Origin of the sequence: Gracilibacillus sp. D59 (assembly GCF_052246695.1) — a bacterium.
In the GTDB taxonomy this organism is placed as follows: Bacteria; Bacillota; Bacilli; order Bacillales; family Amphibacillaceae; genus Gracilibacillus.
This window is the reverse complement of the sequence record NZ_JBQQCK010000008.1, coordinates 61,018-82,498: the sequence shown is the minus strand read 5'-3', so window position 1 is coordinate 82,498 and position 21,481 is coordinate 61,018. Positions and strand designations below refer to the sequence as shown.

General features: G+C 34.8%; 18 protein-coding genes. 16 read left to right on the top strand and 2 right to left on the bottom strand.

Going from position 1 to position 21,481, the window contains the following annotated elements:
• Positions 1-15 precede the first annotated feature (15 nt).
• The 13 genes from ACTWP4_RS14410 (at position 16) to ACTWP4_RS14350 (ending at position 17,467) form a co-directional block, all read left to right on the top strand.
• The gene (locus ACTWP4_RS14410) at positions 16-2,985 is read left to right on the top strand and encodes an extracellular solute-binding protein (RefSeq protein WP_443129478.1); all 2,970 of its coding nucleotides are present in this window, start codon (positions 16-18) and stop codon (positions 2,983-2,985) included.
• A gap of 2 nt (positions 2,986-2,987) precedes the next feature.
• Complete coding sequence (locus tag ACTWP4_RS14405; protein ID WP_443129477.1) at positions 2,988-3,953, top strand: carbohydrate ABC transporter permease; 966 nt, start codon at positions 2,988-2,990, stop codon at positions 3,951-3,953.
• Positions 3,954-3,956: 3 nt separating this feature from the next.
• On the top strand, positions 3,957-4,820 hold the full coding sequence (locus ACTWP4_RS14400) for a carbohydrate ABC transporter permease (RefSeq protein ID WP_443129476.1): 864 nt from the start codon (positions 3,957-3,959) through the stop codon (positions 4,818-4,820).
• Positions 4,821-4,832: 12 nt separating this feature from the next.
• Entirely contained in the window at positions 4,833-6,302 is a 1,470-nt protein-coding gene (locus tag ACTWP4_RS14395; RefSeq protein WP_443129475.1) for a hypothetical protein, read from the top strand.
• 1 nt (position 6,303) lies between these two features.
• On the top strand, positions 6,304-6,918 hold the full coding sequence (locus tag ACTWP4_RS14390; protein WP_443129474.1) for a Yip1 family protein: 615 nt from the start codon (positions 6,304-6,306) through the stop codon (positions 6,916-6,918).
• Positions 6,919-6,933: 15 nt separating this feature from the next.
• A complete protein-coding gene (locus tag ACTWP4_RS14385) occupies positions 6,934-9,255 on the top strand; it encodes a DUF5696 domain-containing protein (protein ID WP_443129473.1) in 2,322 nt (773 codons plus the stop codon).
• A gap of 2 nt (positions 9,256-9,257) precedes the next feature.
• Entirely contained in the window at positions 9,258-10,112 is an 855-nt protein-coding gene (locus ACTWP4_RS14380) for a carbohydrate ABC transporter permease (protein WP_443129472.1), read from the top strand.
• A gap of 18 nt (positions 10,113-10,130) precedes the next feature.
• Positions 10,131-11,114 (top strand): carbohydrate ABC transporter permease, encoded by a 984-nt coding sequence (locus ACTWP4_RS14375; RefSeq protein WP_443129471.1) that lies wholly within the window; start codon positions 10,131-10,133, stop codon positions 11,112-11,114.
• Between the two features lie 175 nt (positions 11,115-11,289).
• On the top strand, positions 11,290-11,985 hold the full coding sequence (locus ACTWP4_RS14370; RefSeq protein ID WP_443129470.1) for an ABC transporter ATP-binding protein: 696 nt from the start codon (positions 11,290-11,292) through the stop codon (positions 11,983-11,985).
• Complete coding sequence (locus ACTWP4_RS14365; protein WP_443129469.1) at positions 11,954-13,000, top strand: efflux RND transporter periplasmic adaptor subunit; 1,047 nt, start codon at positions 11,954-11,956, stop codon at positions 12,998-13,000. The genes ACTWP4_RS14370 and ACTWP4_RS14365 overlap by 32 nt, the downstream gene beginning before the upstream one ends.
• 9 nt (positions 13,001-13,009) lie before the next feature.
• Entirely contained in the window at positions 13,010-15,871 is a 2,862-nt protein-coding gene (locus ACTWP4_RS14360) for an FtsX-like permease family protein (RefSeq protein WP_443129468.1), read from the top strand.
• Positions 15,871-16,749, top strand: a complete 879-nt coding sequence (locus tag ACTWP4_RS14355) for an ABC transporter ATP-binding protein (protein WP_443129467.1) — start codon at positions 15,871-15,873, stop codon at positions 16,747-16,749. The genes ACTWP4_RS14360 and ACTWP4_RS14355 overlap by 1 nt, the downstream gene beginning before the upstream one ends.
• An 82-nt stretch (positions 16,750-16,831) precedes the next feature.
• A complete protein-coding gene (locus ACTWP4_RS14350) occupies positions 16,832-17,467 on the top strand; it encodes a YesL family protein (RefSeq protein WP_443129466.1) in 636 nt (211 codons plus the stop codon).
• Positions 17,468-17,691: 224 nt separating this feature from the next.
• Here the strand turns inward: ACTWP4_RS14350 and ACTWP4_RS14345 are convergent, their stop codons facing one another.
• The gene (locus ACTWP4_RS14345; protein ID WP_443129465.1) at positions 17,692-18,741 is read right to left on the bottom strand and encodes an LCP family protein; all 1,050 of its coding nucleotides are present in this window, start codon (positions 18,739-18,741) and stop codon (positions 17,692-17,694) included.
• Between the two features lie 720 nt (positions 18,742-19,461).
• Here ACTWP4_RS14345 and ACTWP4_RS14340 point away from each other — a divergent pair.
• Positions 19,462-19,701: a Parvovirus coat protein VP1-like protein gene (locus ACTWP4_RS14340; protein ID WP_443129464.1), complete on the top strand. Its 240-nt coding sequence runs from the start codon at positions 19,462-19,464 to the stop codon at positions 19,699-19,701.
• Positions 19,702-19,756: 55 nt separating this feature from the next.
• On the opposite strand, the gene ACTWP4_RS14335 is transcribed toward ACTWP4_RS14340, so the two are convergent.
• Complete coding sequence (locus ACTWP4_RS14335; protein WP_443129463.1) at positions 19,757-20,257, bottom strand: hypothetical protein; 501 nt, start codon at positions 20,255-20,257, stop codon at positions 19,757-19,759.
• 263 nt (positions 20,258-20,520) lie between these two features.
• Between ACTWP4_RS14335 and ACTWP4_RS14330 the strand changes: the two genes are divergently transcribed.
• Both ACTWP4_RS14330 and ACTWP4_RS14325 read left to right on the top strand, forming a co-directional pair.
• The gene (locus ACTWP4_RS14330) at positions 20,521-21,024 is read left to right on the top strand and encodes a MerR family transcriptional regulator (protein WP_443129462.1); all 504 of its coding nucleotides are present in this window, start codon (positions 20,521-20,523) and stop codon (positions 21,022-21,024) included.
• On the top strand, positions 21,021-21,467 hold the full coding sequence (locus ACTWP4_RS14325) for an SRPBCC family protein (RefSeq protein WP_443129461.1): 447 nt from the start codon (positions 21,021-21,023) through the stop codon (positions 21,465-21,467). Before ACTWP4_RS14330 ends, ACTWP4_RS14325 begins: the two co-directional genes overlap by 4 nt.
• Positions 21,468-21,481: the final 14 nt, after the last annotated feature.

The window sequence follows — 21,481 nt, the reverse complement described above, 5'->3', positions numbered from 1 at the left end:
GGTGGGAGGGTTATTGTGATCAAATTACTCCGTAAATATTTAATCAGCATTATTGTTATCGCAGTTCTTATTACATCAGTTGTTATTTGGAATAATAACAGAGGTTATGATGATACTGTAATGGCTAGTTTACCAGAATATGATGAAGTTGAGATGCAATCTATTTTAGAAGATGAAAATATTCAAAATAAACTAGAACCGTCATTTTTTGAATATTACCAAAACCATAATTTGAATGGAGCAGAGGATACGGAAGGCTTTGAGTTATCTATCCCCTCCATTGATTATTCACAAATAAGTCATAAAAACGTTCAGATTATAAAAGATGTAGGTGGGCAATCAAATGAAGTGGTGGCCTTAACGGAAGAAAATGGTTGGGTAGAATATACATTCCAAGTACCAGAGGATGGATACTATCAAATGGGGATGAGCTACTTTCCATTAGAAGGAAAACGATCCTCCGTTATAAGAAGTATCCAAATTGATGGTACATATCCATTTTTTGAAGCAAAGAAATTGACGTTCCAACGAATGTGGAAAGAAGATGGAGAAACGTGGTTAGATAATCAAGGAAATGAATTTAATCCAGCTAGAGTAGAAGTACCAGGTTGGCAATACAAAGAAATAAGAGATTCTGAATCAAAAGTAGCAGAACCTCTAAGATTTTATTTGACAAAGGGTGAGCATACAGTTCGAATCAATGCAATACGTGAACCAGCTGCTATTGGGGAATTGAAAATTTTTTCACCGATTGATCTGCCAACATATAAAGAGGTAGCAAAAGAGTATGGAAAAAAAGGTTATAAAGAAACAAAGGGCGTTCAGGTCAAAATCCAAGCGGAAGAAGCTGTACTAAGGTCTGACCCTACTCTAAAACGAGTCGAGGATCGTGAAGCAATTACGGAACCATTTAATCCTGATGCGATTACATTGAATACATTTGGTGGTCAGGGCTGGAGAAATGGTGGTCAATGGGCGGATTGGGAATTTACGGTTCCTGAAAGTGGTTTATATAATATTGGGATGCGTTATGGACAATGGTTTTTAAATGGTGTACCTACACAGCGCAAAATTACCATTGATGGGAAGCTTTTATTTAAAGAAATGAATGAGGTTACTTATCCTTATAAACAAAACTTTGCAATGAAGAAATTAGGAACAGCAGATGAAGAATACTTAATTTATTTAGAAGAAGGTACACATACGATTCGAATGGAAGTGCAGGTAGGTGCATTAGGAGAATTGCTTGACACAGTACGTTTAACAACAAATGATTTATCTCTATTAAGTCGGGAGGTAATTCGTATTACCGGAACGGAACCAGATCCTAATGTTGATTGGAATCTGGAAGATAGTATTCCGAATTTGATCCCTCGCTTACATACGATGGCGAGGAAGCTCGATAATGTTATCCAGAAGTTATATGACTTTGGTGTAGAAGAAGGTAGTTCTGATATTAACACGTTATACGAAGCGCGAGATACTTTTATAGCGATGGCAGAGGACCCATCCGGTATTCCAGGACAATTTGAAACAATCAATAATTTACAGTCAAATTTAGGGCTATGGATGAATGGTTTGAGCTCACAAAGCTTATTGCTTGATTATATTTTAATACAATCACCAGATGTTTCCTGGCCGCGTGCAGTTGCAACTTGGTATGAAAAAACAAACGTAGCTGCAAAAGATTTAGTTAGTTCGTTCACGAAAGATTATAGTGGTATTGGAAACGTCTATGAAGGTGAAGATGTACTGGAGGTTTGGGTTGCCCGCGGTCGAGATTGGGTGAATATCATTAAACAGATGATTGATGAAGAGTTTACACCTGAAACAGGAATTAAAGTTAATGTCAATACTGTACCAGCTGGACAAATGCAAGTATTACTATTGGCAAACACTGCTGGTCTTGCTCCAGATGTTGCACTAGGTGTTGAAGGAGAAATGCCGATTGATTTTGCTGTAAGAAATGCACTGATTAACTTAAATGAGTTCCCAGATTATGACGAAGTAGCTACAAGGTTTAGACCAGGTGCATTGATACCTTATAAATATAATGGTGGAGACTATGCATTACCAGAAAATCAAAATTTCAACATGCTTTTTTATCGTTTAGACATTATGGAAGAGTTAGGGATCTCAGAGGATGAAATACCAGAAACGTGGGAAGAGGTCAAGGAACTTATCCCTTTATTGCAACAAAATGGAATGGATTTCTACTATCCTCACGCACCTAACGACACAAGTCAGGCAATTAATGAGTTTGCACCATTTTTATTCCAGCATGGTGGGGACTTATATGATGAAGCAGGGATGAAATCTACTTTAGATGCACCTGAAGCATTAGAAGCAATGGAAATGTGGACTTCTTTGTTTACCAATTACAAAATCGAAAAGCAAGCTGATTTCTACAATCGATTCAGATCTGGTGAAATGCCCATCGGTGTAGCTGATTATTCTACTTATATTCTGCTATCAACCGCAGCTCCAGAATTAACTGGATGGTGGAAAATGGTTCCTATGCCGGGGATAAGGCAAGAAGATGGACAAATTAATCGTTCAACTGGTGGTCTAGGACAAACAGGGATTATTTTTGAAGATACAGATATGAAAGAAGATTCATGGGAATTTTTAAAATGGTGGACTAGTGCAGATGCACAGGAACGATTTGGTTCTGAATTAGAAGCATTGCTTGGTGTAGAAGCAAGATGGAATACAGCAAATGTAGAAGCATTAGAAAGATTACCGTGGAATCAAGAAGATTTAGAAGCTATTTTAGAGCAATGGGAATGGTTTAGAGAGCGTGAAGTAGTAATTGGCGGATACTATACAACTAGACATATAGCAAATATGTGGAATGAAATAGTACTAAACGGAAAACTACCGAGAGAAGCTATGGAAGAAGGAGTTAAAGAAATAAATAAGGAGCTTCGGAAAAAGCGTGAAGAGTTCGGATTGGAAGTTGAAGACGGAGGAGGCGTTAAATAATTATGACTACCCTTAAATCGAGAGAAGCATCGATTGTTGATGAAACACCGTTGCGATCTGTCCCAACAGGGAAATGGGCTCAACTATGGTTTGAAATAAGAAGAAATAAGGTTTCCTATTTGCTGCTTTCTCCATTCCTGCTTTTATTCACATTTTTCACGATAATTCCAATTATTGTGTCCATTACACTCAGCTTTACTTATTACAATATTGTGGAAGCACCTGAATTTATCGGTTTATCCAATTACAAACTTTTGTTTGTAGATGATGATATATTCTTACAAGCAGTTGGAATTACATTAAAATTTGCCTTTATTACTGGTCCGTTGGGTTATATTATTTCATTTTTCCTAGCATGGCTAATAAGTCAAATTCCACAAAAATACCGGTTCTTTTACACGCTATGTTTTTATACACCTTCCATCACAAGCGCAGTAGCCATGTCAGTCGTGTGGCTGTACTTTTTTGCTGGTGATCGGAAAGGTTTGCTCAACAATTGGTTAATTGAACTCGGTATATTGAAAGAGCCGTACCTTTTCTTGCAAAATGTAGAATCGATCGTTCCCGTAATTATTGTTGTATCACTATGGATGAGTATGGGTACAGGGTTTCTAGCATTTTTGGCAGGGTTGCAAAATGTACCAAAAGTATTATATGAAGCGGGTAAAATTGATGGCGTCAAATATCGTTGGCAGGAATTAATATACATTACATTACCTTCTGTGAAACCGCAATTATTGTTTGGTGCCGTTTTACAAGTAGTGTTTTCACTTCAAGTATTCGATGTAAGTATGCAGCTTGTAGGTATGCCAAGTCCGTTATATGCAGGTCATACCATACTGGCTCATTTGCATGATTATGCTTTTATACGATTCGAGATGGGATACGCTTCAGCGATTGCTGTAGTATTGTTCCTACTAATGTTAGGTTTGAACAGAATAATTTTTAAAGTGTTAGGGAGGGATTAAAACATGAGTCGTGGAGCATTGAAGAAAAGGTTTGATTGGGGCGGTTTATTTCTTTATCTATTCTTAACTGTTGGTGGATTACTAATGTTGGCACCTTTAGTTTATATGGCTTCAACCGCGGTCAAACCAATTAGTGAATTATTCTTATTTCCACCTAGGTTTTTCCCGATTAACCCTACACTTGTAAATTTTCGTGACTTACTGTTAGTTACTGGAACATCCGTTGTGCCTTTTTCACGATTTATATTTAACAGTGTAGTAGTAACAGGGTCCATTGTAGGTTTTGGAGTGATTATATCTGCTATGGCTGCTTATCCATTGGCAAAACATAATATGCCCTTCAAGAGTGCTATTTTCAGTTTAATTGTTACAGCAATTATGTTCTCTCCAATGGTGCTACAAATACCTCAATACTTAATGATAAGTAAATCAGGGATGATGAATACGTATTTTGCCATGATTTTGCCTTATCTTGCTGCACCAATAGGGATCTTTCTAATGATCCAGTTTTTGAAGCAAATACCTGATTCATTATTAGAGTCGGCAAGGATAGATGGAGCTTCAGAATTACGTATTTTGTTTACCATTATTATGCCTTTATTAAAGCCAGCATTAGCAACATTTGCTCTACTTAGCTTTATACAGGCTTGGAACGACCCATATGCATCCATGATGTATACCACACAGGAAGAATTGAAAACGCTCCCTTTAGCTATTCAGACGATTCAAGGTGGTGCAGGGGTAATTGCACGTGTAGGAACTTTTGCGGCTGCAAGCTTTCTCATGATTGTACCAACCATTATTGTTTTTGTAATCACACAGAAAATGGTACTGCAAACTATGGCACACTCAGGTCTGAAGGAATAGGAGGGAAATTAATTGAAGAATAAACTGTTTAAAAGTCTAAGTATTATGGTCTTTGCATTAATGATCCTCCTCATACCATGTCAGGCGCTGGCTGAAGCACCTTATGAGGGCTATATTTGGAATAACTCTGATAGAGATGTCGAGTCAATTAATGGCTATATGTATGAGGAGTCAATTGATGGCGCATATCTTCCCACAGGTGCGTTCAATAGTCCTGAGGATATTTTCATTACAAAGAACGACTCTATCTATATCGTAGATACAGGAAATAATCGAATTGTCCATTTGGACGAAAATTATAATGTAGTTAAAACAATTGGTGATAAGGAAGGACCTGGGGTACTCAACGGGCCTAAGGGAATTTATGTCAAAGAAGATGGTACGATTTATGTTGCCGATACAAAGAATCAGCGAATTGTAATTTTTGATAAAAACGGCAATTTCATAAAGGAATTCAAGACACCTGAAAGTCCCCTGCTAGGGAAAAATTTCAGCTATTCACCTTCAAAGCTGATCTTAGATAAAAGAGATTATTTGTTTGTTGTAAGTGAAGGAAATACAAAAGGATTAATGCAAATTGATCCAGAAGGAGAATTCAAAGGTTTTTTTGGTGCGAATGATGTAGGTTTCAGTTTGAAAAGATTAATTGTTCGATTGATCGCAACAGAGGATCAGGAGGCAAAGCTGGAATCTGTTCAACCTCTTGCTTTTTCAAATATTGATCTGGATAACGACGGCTTTATTTATACAACTACACTAGGAACAAACGAAAATCAAATTAAAAGATTATCACCAGTTGGAGTAGACACTTTAAATAATGAAGTGAATAAATATGGTGACTTGGAGAATTATGGAGCTTATATTGAAAATTCTGCTTTCATCGATTTATCTGTAAATGATCATGGATTAATTACATCGATAAACCTACAAACGAGCAGAATCTATCAATATGACAGATTAGGAAATTTATTATTTATATTTGGTGGTCTAGGTGACCAGAATGGATTGTTCACTACTCCATCCAGTATCGATCAAAATTCTAAGGGTGAAGTGTTTGTCGTTGATAAAGGACGTAATCGTGTCGATATCTTTCGCACTACCCCTTTTGCTGACCTGGTTCATGAAGCATCTGAGTTATATGTGCAAGGTAGGTATGAGGAGGCGAAAGAGATATGGGAGCAAGTGATTCAATTAAATGGAAACTATGATATTGCTTATCATGCTATTGGGAAAGCATTGCACAGAAATGAACAATATAAAGAAGCTATGGAGTATTTTAAACTAGCTAATTCGCGATCCGATTATTCAGTGGCGTTTAGGGAGTACAGAGTTGAATTTACTAGAAATAACTTTGCAGCTATCTTTTTTGGTATCATTTTATTATTTGTTTTCTTTAGATATGGTATTCCGTTAATAAAAAAGATTAAAACAAGGAAAAAAGAAACAAAGAATTCAAAATTAATAGAAGAGGAGGGAAACTAAGTTGAATTCTTTACAGATGATACAACAGATTCTCATCCATCCGATAGATTTCTTTAGGGATTTACAGAGACCTGAACGTGTACGGTGGTCAGATGGTTTTTTATTGTTGTTATTAGCTTATATTGTGAGAATGGCCTCCCTTCTATTAATCGGCTATCACTTTGAATTGAGAGAACCTTATGAAATTTCATATCTACATGAATTTATTTGGATCTTCGTTCCATGGATAACATGGTGTGTTTCTAATTGGAGTGTAAGTACTATTCTTGATGGAGAAGGGAAATTCAAGGAAATACTAGTGGGAACGTCCTATTGTCTAGTACCATATATCATTTTTAGCATTCCCATTACATTAATGACTAACTTGATTGCGTTGAATGAAAGCTTTTTGTACGTATCAACGACTAATTTAATTTTTATATGGGTAGGCTGGCTAATTCTCTGTAAGATGAAGATACTTCACGATTTTGAACTAGGTAAATTAGTATGGATCACATTTATTTCAATACTTGGTGTGTTGATTATCTGGTTTATTGGTATTCTTCTTTTTGGTTTAATGAGCCAATTTATCAGCTTTTTCTTGGATATATGGAAAGAATTGAAATTTCGAGTGTAGGGGGTGGCTAAGAAAATGAAATTACTTCACAAGCATTTAATAAAGTTTTTAATTATCATTCTAATGTTCAGTGTTATACCACTAAACAGCTCTGCAGAAGAAGCATCAGAAAAAACTGGGAATGTAAAAGAACAATCGGATGAAGCTACAAATAATGTAACTGAAAACTCCGAGTTAGGTAAAGAGACAATGGAAGCTGCTACACCACAGATTAAGGAAAGTGGTGAGTTATTTCCAATCACAGCAACAAAAAAAGTTGCTGAAAATGACGTATTTGAATTATATGTCGATGAAAGTAATGGCAATTTAAGAATAAAAAACAAAAAGACTGAGGAAGAATGGCTTGGTTCTCCCCAAGTAGATAAAAATACTTTGCCAAATAATAAAAGTTACATAGACTCACCAGTTCATATAACTTATACAGATGGCTCAAGTATTTCCAGCACATACACACTAAAAGATGCAAACAATAAACAAACCTTTGAAGTTATTGAAAATGGAATAAAAGTCACTTTTGATATTGCTGAATTACAGATGACGTTTGATCTCGAATATCGTCTGACTGAGGATGGCATAGAAATAAGTGTTCCATTTGACTCTATTAAAGAGGAAGGTTCTGTAAGGCTAATAAGTTTGGCGGTACTGCCATATTTCCATGCAGCAAAAGAATCAGATAATGGTGCCGTATTTATTCCAGATGGTTCAGGGGCATTAATGACATTTAAAGAAAAACATCCTGTTTATTTTAGTGGTTATTCCCAACCTGTCTATGGACCTGATCATGCATTTGCTGATGAGTTAGGAGGAGTACTGGCAGGCGATTGGAGACATGCAGATGCTCCAAAGGAGAAAATAGCTCTTCCTGTGTTTGGATTATACAAAAATGATTCTGCATTTTTAGGAATTATAACCGAAGGAGCAGAAGCTGCAAGAATTAATGCTACTCCTTCAGGTATTCGTAATATACCTCTTTATAATACAGGTGTTGAATTTATGTACCGAAAACAGGACATTACTTTTATTGGATCGTCTGGTCAGATTCCACTATTTCAAGCCAATAAAATTAATGGTGATCGAAAAGTAAGATACATCCTGTTGGAGGATGAAAAAGCGGAATATGTTGGGATGGCACAAGCCTATCGAGATTATTTAATTAAAAACGTTGGACTTCAAGAAAAAGGAACAGATAGCATCCCATTAAGCATAGATATACTTGGTGGGATTAAGAGAGATGAAATTTTGGGATCCACATTTATTGAGATGACAACCTTTGAACAAATAAGAGAAATGATAGATAAATATGCAAACAAAGGAATCCAAAATATTGAATTTAACTTAAAAGGTTGGGGAGAAGATGGTCTTTATGGAAACCAACCGAAACATTTTCCTATAGAAAGGAAAATCGGTGGAAAAAAAGAATTGAAAGAGTTGCTTGACTATGCAAATAAAAAAGGAGTATCAATATATTTACAGACTAACTATGTAAGGCCTTTCCAAAAGAGTGATGGAATGAAAGAGCGAACAGATACGATTAGAGGAATTAATCGTGAAGTCATGACAAGTCCAAACTGGTTTGTTTCAAGTAGGTATAGTAACACAGACGAAACGTTCTTCTTGTTAAAACCTGATAAAGCTTTGGAATATATGAAAGAAGAAATAGATGACTTTAGTAACTTGGATATAGCCGGAATTCATTTTGAACATATTGGAAATATGCTTTATTCAGATCAAGATCCGAATCATCCTAGTACTCGGGCGCAAGCTGCTGATACATGGCGGGAAAGCTTAGAATTGTATGACCAGAAAGTTAAAAATATCAGTATAGATTATGGTTTTGCGTATACGTTAGGAATAGCAGACAGGATTAAGAACATACCAATGGATTCCAGCCACTTTGTATATATTGATAAAACAATACCATTCTATCAAATTGTATTACATGGGTTAATACCTTATACGTCCCAACCATCAAATTTGCGTGATGATCAAAGATTTGAATTACTTAGAGCTATTGAGTATGGTGCATTGCCGAATTTCGAATTAACATATGCTCCTGCAAGTAATTTGCAAAGAACGATAGAAGACCGTTTATTTAGCTCAGAATTTGATTATTGGTTTGAAGAATCTATTGAAGAATATGAGAAATTTGTTGGTATTTTCAATGATATTCAAAATCAGACAATTGTAGATCATGAAGAGCTAGACTCGAAGGTTTTTAGAACGACTTATGCTAATGGAATGCAGGTTATTGTAAACTACAATCGTAAGCAAGTGAGCGTAGGTGGTCAAGTGATAGCGGGTTATGATTACGCTGTAGTAGAAGGGGAGATGAGTTAAGTATGAAGTTGTCAATGAGAACCAGGAATATACTTGAAGGATACTCATTTGTATCTGTATGGATTATTGGTTTCTTCCTTTTTATGGCGGTACCATTAGGACGTTCACTTTTTTATTCTTTTAGCGAGTTGAAACCATCGAAAGAGGGGCTTCAAGCAACCTTTATAGGACTGACTAATTTTCGAGAAGCTTTCACAACGGATATCCATTTTTTACCTTTATTACTGGAAACAATGACAAATATGGTAACACAGGTGCCGTTGATATTAATATTTGCAATGGTAAGTGCACTACTATTAAATCGCGATATGGTAGGAAGGACATTCTTTCGAGGTGTTTTCTTTCTCCCTGTAATTATTGCTTCTGGTGCTGCTCTTAGAAAGTTGCTAGAGCAAGGAGCAGCCAATTTACCTATTTTTTATGACTTTGATTTATATCGAATACTGAACAATTTTATTCCAGGTGACGTGTTGGATGTATTGTTAGAATATGCAGATTCCTTAACACTAGTCATGTGGGATTCAGGGGTACAGATTCTCATATTTCTTGCGGGATTACAAACAATATCTCGATCGTTATATGAAGCAGCTACCATTGATGGTGCAACTAAATGGGAGCTTTTTTGGAAAATTACCTTTCCCATGTTAATTCCTATGATACTAGTCAATACATTATATAGTATCGTGAATTCGTTTACAAAACCGGATAATGTTCTAATGAACCATCTGTTACATGTAGTCTTTGTTTCTAATGACTATGGATATGGATCAGCCATTGGTTGGTTGTATTTTATTATTATTTTCTTAGTGTTAGGAATTGTATTACTCATTTTCAGAAAATCATTTTCAGAAAAATAAGAAGGGAGGAATTTTTAAATGTCTTTATCCATAATTCAAACAATTCAAAAGCAAAAAAAGAAACTTACTGATCATAGTGCTAGTTATATTGCTAGACGTGTGAAAGTTATGGCAGCAAATGTGTTTCACTATACGATGTTACTCAGCTTATCCTTTGTGTTCATCTATCCATTGTTATACATGATTTCAGAATCATTAATGCGATCTCAAGATGTAGCGGATGCAACCGTTCAGTGGATACCGAAAGTTTTAACACTTGAAAATTATGTTACCGCATTTAATGCCATAAACTATTGGAATGGCCTCTTAAACAGTGTATTGATTGCGTTCGGTAGTGCACTATTACAAATCATTAGTTGCTCCTTTATTGGATACGGATTTGCTAGGTATAATTTTCCTGGAAAAGCGCTTTGGATGGGGTTGTTAATTTTTACGTTTTTAGTGCCACCACAAACTATTGTTGTACCGTTATATATCTTTTTTAGTGATTTAGGATGGATCAATACATTATTCCCTTTTATTTTTCCTTCTTTATTTGGGTTTGGATTAAAAGGAGCACTATTTGTGTTAATTTTCATTCAATTTTACCGTGGATTACCAAATGTGCTGGAAGAAGCAGCCAGAATTGATGGAGCAGGTCCATACAGAACTTACTGGAAGATTATGTTTCCACTTGCCAAACCAGCAATGTTAGTCGTATTTCTTTTCTCTGTTGTTTGGAATTGGAATGATGTATTCCAGCCAAATATGTATTTACTGGTACCCGACTTTTTCAATCTGGCACAAAATCTTGCAACATTTAATGGTAGTGCAAACGCAGAAGGTCTTTCACAAGTCACCAACCAAATTTCTGCTAGTGATGCGTTAGGTTTGGCACCAACAAAAATAAATCAAATTATGGCAGCTGTAATGTTATCGATCCTGCCAATTGTCATCCTTTATCTATTTGTTCAACGTTCCTTTGTAGAAAGTATTGAACGTTCTGGTATTACAGGAGAGTAATATTCATTATTAGTAACCTAAAAGAATGGATTTTTTAAAGGAGAGTTTAAAGAAACTTATCGGGGGGTTAGCGTCTGTTTCCCCAAACTTATCCTTGTATTACTTGAAGCTTGAGTTGGGAGGCTTACAGACGATTAGCACCGTGATAAAATTTGCCATGAAAAGGGGGGAGTATATGCAACCAATTGTCGAAGTGAGGAATATAGATAAATCATTTCAAAATAGTCAAAACAATGTAGAAATTTTAAATAGCGTCCATTTATCTATTCCGACACATAGTTTAACCGTTTTAAGAGGAAGGTCGGGATCAGGTAAAACGACTCTGCTTAATTTAATAGGTGCATTAGATCAACCTTCTAATGGTGAAATTATTATTGATGGTGAAGTAATAAATAAATTTTCAGAAAAACAAAAAGCGGCGCTAAGAAGAATGAAAATGAGCTATATTTTTCAATCTTATGGTTTAATGCCATTAATGACAGTGGAGGAAAATGTAGAATTTGGGCTTAGAATTGCAGGAACATCACGGAAACAATGGAAGCAAAGCATCAAAGAATCTATTGATCTTGTTGGTTTAACGAAAAGAGCAAAGCATAAGCCTTTTGAATTGTCTGGTGGTGAACAACAGAGAGTGGCAATAGCTCGGGCAATCGCGATAAAACCAAAACTAATTTTAGCTGATGAACCAACAGCTGAGTTAGATAGTAAGATGGCTTTTCGTATCATTGACGTATTTAAAACACTTGTAAAAAATAAGACCACTACTATAATTATGACCACTCATGATCCGGGTATTATGGAGATAGTAGATCACGTCTATACATTGGAGGATCGTAAAATTGTGTATCAGAAAGAAAAAACAATTCATTAATTACATTCAGTTGTCACCTTACGTTGTCCTACTTTTAGTAGCCATTTTTTTAACAGGATGTTCGTTTTTTCCAAAAGAAGAACCTGTGTTAGCACCACCTTTGGTAGAACCATCACAAGTTGAATACAATACTGCTAAAGTTAAAAAAGGAGATTTGATAAAAAGAGTAGACGGAACGGGAACTTTCATTGCGAAGGAGAGTCACGACCTTTCTTATTCAAAAGACGGTGGTCGATTAAAAGAATTATTAGTGTCAGAAGGTGATGTAGTTGAACAAGGTCAAACATTAGCTGAAATAGATACTGGTAATCTTTTATTTGAAATTGATCAATTACAAATTGAATTAGAGAAGGCAAATTTAAAATTAGACCAGTTAAAAAAACAGAAAGCAGATAAATATGAAATAGAAATAGCAAAGTTAGATATAGAAGGAATTGAGCTAAGGCTTTATCAATTAAATAAACAATATGCAGAATCGAAAATTGTCTCACCGATTAACGGGGTGATCACTTTTGTTAGTGAGTTAAAGCAAGGTCAAACAGTTCCAGCTTATGAATCGGTTGTACAAGTAGCAGAGACTTCGAATTTACAATTACAATATCAAGCAATCAATCAACAACGTTTAAACGAGGTTACGGTTGGAATGAAAGTAAGCATAACCTATAATAACGAAACGTTTAGTGGAGAGGTGGTACAAACGCCAAATACAGTTCCATTGGATGTTCTTGAGACAAATCCAGATCAATATAGCAGTAGTTTACTAATCAGCTTAGATAGTTTACCTGAGGATGTTGAAGCGGGTGGGATGGCAGATATTGAGATTATTACGAACACAAGTGAAGATACACTAATAATACCAGTAAATGGTTTAAGAACTTCTCAGGGCAGAAATTATGTTCAAATAAGTGACGGTAATACAAAGAGAGAGGTGGATGTAGAAGTCGGCATCACATCTTCAACAGAGGTAGAAATTAGAAGTGGTTTGGAAGAAGGAGACGAAATTATTTTAAAGTAGGGGATAAGCATGACACTAATGAAAGTAATATTCCGAAAGATGCTAAATAATCGCTGGTTAACAGGAAGCTTATTCCTTGGGTTAATTATAACTGTGTCACTCGTATCAAGCATTCCAACTTATTCTTCAAGTATTATGCAAAAGTTGTTGATCAAAGAGCTAGAAGATTACCAGAAACAACAAAACGAATACCCAGGGGCATATGTTTTTTCCGATACTTTTTCAAAAACAAATGTAAAGAATCCTGATGATGCACTTGAGAAGGTTGAAGAAATAAATGCAAATCTTATCAAAAGTACAGGATTACCTATTGAAGCAGAAGTAAACGTTATTGGGACAAACCCATTAAAACTTCAATATGAAGACGAAAGTAGAAGAGAAACTTCTTTACAACCGGGAAAACTGATGATGGTTTCTAAATTGGAAGAACATATTACGATAAAAGATGGTCGGCTTCCTAATACTGAGGCTGTCGATGGAGTGATAGAAGTATTAGTTTCTGAAGATGCACTTCAAAAGAGAGAGATGGTGCTAAACACCGGCTTTATAATAGGCGAAAAAAATCATCAATTTACAATTAATCCTGTCGGAACGTTTCAACCTAAAAATTTGCAAGACCCTTATTGGCAGCTAATTAGATCAAATTTTAGTGAAGATTTTATTATGCTTAAGGAACAGTTTAAACAGAAAATTGTAAAAAATCATGAGGGTTTACTTGGTATCGGGCGATTCAGTGCGGCATTTGATTATCATGAAATAAACGAAGACAAAATCCCTCAACTATTGAACCTAAATCAAAAATTACAATCAGAAATATCTGCTGTAAAAAATTCATCTTTATTGTTTGAATTTCCCGTCGAGAATATTTTGCAAGGGTATGTAAAAAAAAGTGAGCAGTTAACCATTATGCTCTGGTCTTTAAATGCACCAGTATTGGTTATGCTAGCTATTTATTTATTCATGGTTTCTCGATTAATTATTGGGCGTCAACTAAATGAAATCGCTATTTTTTCAAGTAGAGGTGCGAGTCCAACTAAAATTATAGTGATATATTTTGTGGAAATATTGATTTTGGGGTCTATAGCATTTTTACTCGGTCCGTATATAGGCGTGTTGATTGTAAAATTATTAGGTGCATCGAATGGATTTCTGGAATTTGTACAAAGATCAGCTTTACCTATACAAATAGGTCCAAAATCATTTGGTTATGCTTTGGTTGCCATATTATTGTCAATTGTAATGATAATGATTCCAGTATATCAGGCATCCAAGCAAAGTATAGTTATTCATAAACTGAATCAAACAAAAACAGCTGGAACCACGAAATGGTATATGATCTTTATCGATTTATCGTTATTAACAATCTCGATATACGGATTGTTAAATTTCCATCAAAGACAAATTCCTACTTCAAATAACGGAGATATGTATGTAGATCCTATTATGTTTTTTATCCCCGCCATTTTCATTATTGGATTAGGACTTTTCATCTTAAGAATCTATCCTTTTCTGTTAAAAGCAATATACAAACTTGGAGAGAGATTCTGGCCTGTGTCTATCTATACATCTTTTATACAAGTAAGTAGATCATCGAAGCAATATCAATTTTTAATGCTTTTCTTAATTATGACAATTGGAATAGGAGTATTTAGTGCAAGTGCAGCTAGAACGATAAACAATAATATAGAAGAACAAATTCTCTATGAAAATGGAGTAGATGTTCAAGTAAGTGTGCAATGGGACAGTACGAGACCAGCACCTGTACCTTTTTACAGTAGTCCCAGTGTACAAGCATCTGAAGAACCAGAACAGACAGAAAAGGAGCCATCTACTGAAGTAGTAGAAACTATCTATTCTGAACCACCTTTTGACCCTTTTACAAAATTAAAAGGTGTAAAGCAGGCGACAAAAGTATTTACAAAAGAACAAGTAATCTTGTCAGGAAACGGAAATACTAGTCAAAATGCTAGCCTTATGGCAATAGAACCAAAAAAGTTTGGTGAAACAGCATGGTTTAAAGAATCTCTACTTCCTTATCACTGGTATAATTATTTAAATTTATTAGCTATTGAACCAAGTTCTGTATTAGTATCTCAATCTGTAGCAAATTCATTAGGAGTGAAACCAGGTGATTATGTCACCATGAATTGGCCAAATTCAGACAAAAGTGAATTTGTTATCTATGGAATTATCGAATATTGGCCAACTTTCAATCCTCTTGAAGAAAAAGATTACATCGATGGTAAACCTGGGTTGGTGGTAGCCAATTTGCCATATGTACAAAATAATCTTGGTCTGGAGCCTTATGATGTATGGATGAAGTTAAAACAAGATACAAGAAGAGAAAGTTTCTATAACAATATTAACGAACTTGCAATACCTGTAACGAAGATGGATGATGTTTATCCCAAATTAATAGAACATAAAAACAGCTCTATTATATTAGGAATAAACGGTACGATGAGTTTAGGTTTTATCATTGCCATTATGGTTTCATTTATTGGCTTTCTTCTATATTGGATATTAACAATAAAATCTCGCACATTACAGTATGGGATCTATCGAGCAATGGGGATTCCGATATCTAAACTAATAAGTATTTTAGTATGGGAGCAGATTATGACTTCAGGTCTTGCGTGTCTTTTAGGAATTATGTTAGGTGGATTAACTAGTCGACTATTTGTTCCGCTATTTAAGCTATCTTTAGATCCAGAACAATTAGTTCCTCCGTTTTCAGTCATTTTTGATAGTAGTGACAAAATAAAAATTTACTTATTTGTTTCGTTTATGTTACTAATCGGAATCATTGTACTAATTATCTTTTTAAGAAAAATTAAAATCCATCAAGCGATAAAGTTGGGTGAAGATTAATGATAGAATGCCAAAATATAGTAAAGATATATAAAATCGATGATGAACATGAAGTAATGGCATTACAAGGCCTGGATCTATCTATTGAAAAAGGCGAAATAATGGGCATTGTTGGGAATAGTGGTAGTGGGAAATCCACATTATTAAATATGTTAGGAGGACTTGATCGTCCAACAGGAGGAAAATTAATCGTAGATGGAAAGGAATTATTAAGGTTAACAGACAAGGATCTAATACAATACAAGTTAGAAACAGTCGGATTTATTTGGCAAAACAATGCTAGGAATTTTATACCTTATCTGACTGCTGTTGAAAACGTGGAACTTCCGATGCTCTTAAAAGGAAAATATAGACGTGAACGAGCGAAAGAGCTTCTTGAAATGGTTGGTATGAGCCATCGATTAAATAGTAAACTCGATAGGTTATCTGGAGGAGAGCAACAAAGAGTAGCGATTGCAATTTCATTAGCAAATAATCCGAGTTTATTATTAGCAGACGAACCAACAGGAAGTGTCGATACGAAAACAGCTGATATAATTTTAGATGTATTTCGTCATTTAAATCAACAGTTAGGTGTAACAATTGTGATTGTCACACATGATCAAGAATTAACGAAAAAAATGGACAGAGTGGTAGCGATTCGTGATGGCAAGACATCTAGTGAAATCCTACGCCGCTCTTCTTATTTTGAAAATGAAGCAGAAGTAGTAATAGAGCAGAATGAAGAAACACATGTTGAACTAGCTCTAATAGATAATGCTGGTCGTGTTCAAGTTCCAAATGAATATCTTGAATCAATAGGATTGAATGGTTCCAATAAATTAAAGGTGGAACTAGAGAATGGGAAAATATTACTTCAAAATCCAAATAGTAAATAGAGCCTCTAGCTACTTCTGGTTAATTAATGAAGAGATATTGACAGTGTAAAACGAAAAATACAAGGAAGAATTAGGTGAATCTATGAAGATAGTAAATAGTCAATGGTATAGAGTTTTAGAACTGCTTTCCAATTTGTTAATTTTAAATTTTCTTTGGTTAATTACTTGTCTCCCTGTTATAACTATTTTTCCAGCAACTTCTGCAATGTTTAGCGTTATTAGGCGGTGGAAGCGAAATGGAGAATCAAATGTTCTATCTTTATACTTTTATTATCTAAAACACCATTTCAAACAAAGTTTTTTTATAGGGATTTTATGGGTGATATTCTTTGTAGTTCTCTACTTAGATTTTCAATTATTTGTACAAATTGAATCAAATATGGTGGTATTATTGTTAATTCCAATGTTATTTATTGGTCTTATCTTTTTGTTTACTACATTATTTTTGTTCCCTATGATGTCACATTACAGAATGAGCTGGAAAGCTACAATTAAAAATTCGTTTATATTGTCATTTGCTTATTTTCCAATTTCATTGCTAAACCTAATCATAGTGATCATCCTTTCTATTATTTTGATCTATTTACCGATCACGATTGTTTTAGTATTTGGGATTGGTTCATATTTAAATTTTCACCTTTGTTATCGGGTCTTTGTAAAGGTGGATCAATTACAGAATACATTATCGGGGAGTTCACTAAAGGAGCTTAAGCCCTAAGCATATTGACTTCTTTGGATTGGAGATGAAAAACACTCCTTCTTCACACTGAGTGCAATCCTTTCACATGGTATATATACCATGTTTGATGGAAGATATGATAACCAGCGTTCGAAATTCGGTCGAGAACAAACGAAAAATAAAATTAAAACGATAAAAAAGAATACCGATTAATTTCAAATTAGAAAAAGCGAGCTATTTTTCAAGCTCGCTTTTTTCATTATTTATTCAGTCACAGTATTCTGATCCTCATTAACAGCATTATTATTCAACCCTAGTTCTTGCTTCAATAGTTCGGTAGTATTGTTTATTCCATTTTCTGTTGGTATAAAATAGGAAATACCATTTAACATTTGATTGGACCCATCTATTTCAAAAGTTTTGATATTGGAAGTATTCATCGAAAAATATGCTTGTTGTAAATTAAAAATTTCAGTTGCACTCAAACTTGTAGTCACGTTTTCACCTAAAATATCTGTGATTTCTCCTACTTTAAAGAGAGTTTGTGCTGAAATGGCTTCTTTAATAGCGGCCTGGATAAATTGGCGCTGCCTTTCATCACGAGAATAGATGGCATTCACATCACGCTTTCTCATTCGAACAAATGCTAAGGCTTCTTCACCATTTAATTTGCTCTCTCCCTTTTCAAAATAAACGCGTTCTCCACCTTGATAGATATTTTTTTCCCAGAAAGCCTCTTTAATATCAACAGTGACACCACCTAGTGAGTCTACAATGTCTCTAAATCCATCAAAATTAACTGTGATATATTCGTCAATTGGGACATCAAGCAGTTGTTCTACTTTTTCTACTGTTAGCTTATTTGCACCATAGTCGAAAATGGAGCCATAGGTGTAAGATGCATTAATTTTATGGAAACCAGCATATTGACCGGCTTCTTCCGCTGAAAATTCCATTCTAGTATCTCGAGGAATGGTTGTCATTGTCAATTGACTTGTATCTGGGTTTAATGTCACTACAATTTGTGTATCTGCACGGCCATTTTTACCATCTGTTTCGTAATCTTCTACACCAATTAATAAAATCGATATAGGGTCATCACCAATCGTAACTTCGTTTTCTCTCAGCTCTGACTTACCATCTGGCCGATCTATCTCCACATGGGATTCTTTCGACGCATTATAAACGTTCATAAATAAGTAAGTACCGTACGCAATGACGGAGATAAGCAATAACAAAATAATCCATAATATTCGCTTTTTCCATTTGTTTGATTTTTTTCTATTCTTTCTGTCTGTTCTAAGTTCACTCAAAGTAAATACCTCACCTTATTGTCTATTATTCTATTAGAATTTTTGATATTTTTCGATAAAAAGTCTTCCATTATAATTTGACGAATTTCCTATTAAAAAGTTACAGGTATTTCTTCATCAAGTCAAATAATAACAAATTATTTTGATTTTCTTTAGTTGCGAATGCGAATAAATAAAATATCTATTTGGAAAACCTATAAATTAAGCAAAAGTTTGAGCCGTGTATATCTTTTTAAAGAAATGTACTTTCAATTGTCCCGAATAATGCTTTGGTTCATAAGAATAACTCCAAAAATCCTGGTTACCATAAGATTAGCTTATTTATTATGAAATTGTTGTTAAAGTAGTATTTGGAATCTGATCTAACATTTTCTAAAAAAACGTCCATGGAGGGATTAACATGTCTAGACAACGTAAAAAAGAAAAACCTAATTATGCTCCTACAAATCCAGATAAGAAAATACCTGATGAACAAAAAAGAGGAAAAGGCAAATCACCATCACGAGGCAACCCTTTGTAGGGAAGGGGATATAAAATCTTCTCCATTTAGATAGAGGAAGGGGAAGTCCATCCCCTTTCACGCTAATGATTTAATAATTAACGAGCAAGCACTAAGAAATCCACTTTTCCCCTAAGATATCTGCTCTATCTGTCCATTCCTTTTTGAACATATAATATTATATAATTTAATGTTTTCGAAAGAATGGAGGGGAGTATACAATGCCATGTTTACCTGGTTATCGATATTGTGGTCCAGGATGTAGCGGACCAGGTGCCCCATTAAATCCATTAGATGTACTGTGCATGCAACATGACAATTGTTACCGAAGACATGGATCACATAAGTACTGTGATGAATTATTCATGAAGAGGTTGGAACCATATATCCATCGAAGAGATAATATCGGTAGGGATGCATCTCTCATGTATCGCGTTATTGCATTAAAAAGAGGGCTGTAGTTTGTAAAAAAACACATTAGTAAAATTTTTACTAATGTGTTTTTTAATGATTATCTTATTTTCTTATTGAAATTGTATAATCCATATAATACTTCATAAAACCAATAAACATTAAGATAGACCCAATAATATTGTAGGCTACGCGGAACCCGTGAATAATTAAGAATTCTCGAGCGGTTTGTACAAGGAAGTTAACAGAATGAACCGCTTTTCCTTGTATGAACATGATTTCGTTACGAGGCCATTCAAAGATCATCGAAGTTGCCCCTTCCAAAACAATCATTAGCATACTTAACAATATCCAATAACGAGCTGGTTTGCATTTCCATGAAAAGATGACAGCTAATATGCCTGTGGTAATACTAGCCATTCCTAAAGGTGGAAAATAAGTGTGCGGACTTGCTACAGCCATAAACTCCATACTTAATTCCAATGATTCCGGAATGTTATGAAAGATATTCGGATAGACCATGAATGTATCCAGTAAGATACTCCCCAGCATGACCCATTGTAGCCATAAGTGTGAGAGTACAGCTATAAATGCAATCTTTCTCATCAAATTAAAAACTCCTTCCTCCATATAAAATAGTTTTTAGTATCAATTGTATCTTGATGCTGAATCAATTATATTTAGTGCATCTTAATTTCCTATTAGGTAATTCTTAACTAATTATTAAATGTTTTTAAGTGATCAAATTTTCTATTACATACTAATAACACAATAATTACTAAATTCTAGTAGAAAGTTCTTGAGAGTTACGCGACGTCATGGTTTATAATAGCATTACCGGTAAAAATTGATTCTAAAGTGGGGAGATCATGATCGCTCAAAAGTATTGGAAAGTTGGAGACTTAGCAGGTTTAACTGGACTTACTATTCGTACGCTAAGGTACTATGATCAAATTGGATTGTTAAACCCGTCTGAATACTCAGGTGCAGGCTACAGGTTATATAGTGAAGATGACATCAAAAGACTACAACAGATCTTAGCATTGAAGGAACTTGACACTTCATTAGAAGAGATTAAACGTATTCTTGAAAATGATGCCTATAATCCACTTGATGTCTTGCTTATCCAAATTGATCGATTAAAAGAGAACATTCGCTCAGAGCAAGTATTACTGAAGGAATTGCATAATGTTGCAAGACTTATGCAGGGAAATAAAGATTTAACTGTTGAAAATTTCACCAAATTATTAAGCATGATGAGGAAAAATCATGAAAATTATTATGCTAATCATCAGCGGAAATTGGAACAAACCTTTGATAAACTAGACGACTTACTTTCTAATCAAAAAATGGACAAGGAGGATACACAATGAAAGAACACTCTGTTTTGCACGAAACCTTTATCATTGAAAGGGAATTTGCTTTACCTCCAGAACAGGTATTTGCAGCATGGTCAGATTCCGAACTCAAGTCACAATGGTTTTCAAAACCTGATCGTTTTGAATTTAAAGTTGGCGGAAGAGAAAAAAACAAAGGTGGGCCGCCAGATGGTCCAATATTTCATTTTGAGGCAGTTTATCAAGAAATCGTAGCTAATCAACGAATTATATACACATACACAATGGATCAAGGTGAAACTCGTATTTCTGTATCCAATGTGACAGTTGAATTTCATTCAAGTGAAAAGGGTACACAACTGATTTATACGGAACAAGGGGCATTTATTGATGGGTATGATAAACCTAGTATTCGTGAGCATGGAACAGGAGTTATGCTCAATAATTTAGTCGAAGTATTAGCTAAAAAAAATACTTAATTATATAAAGGAGG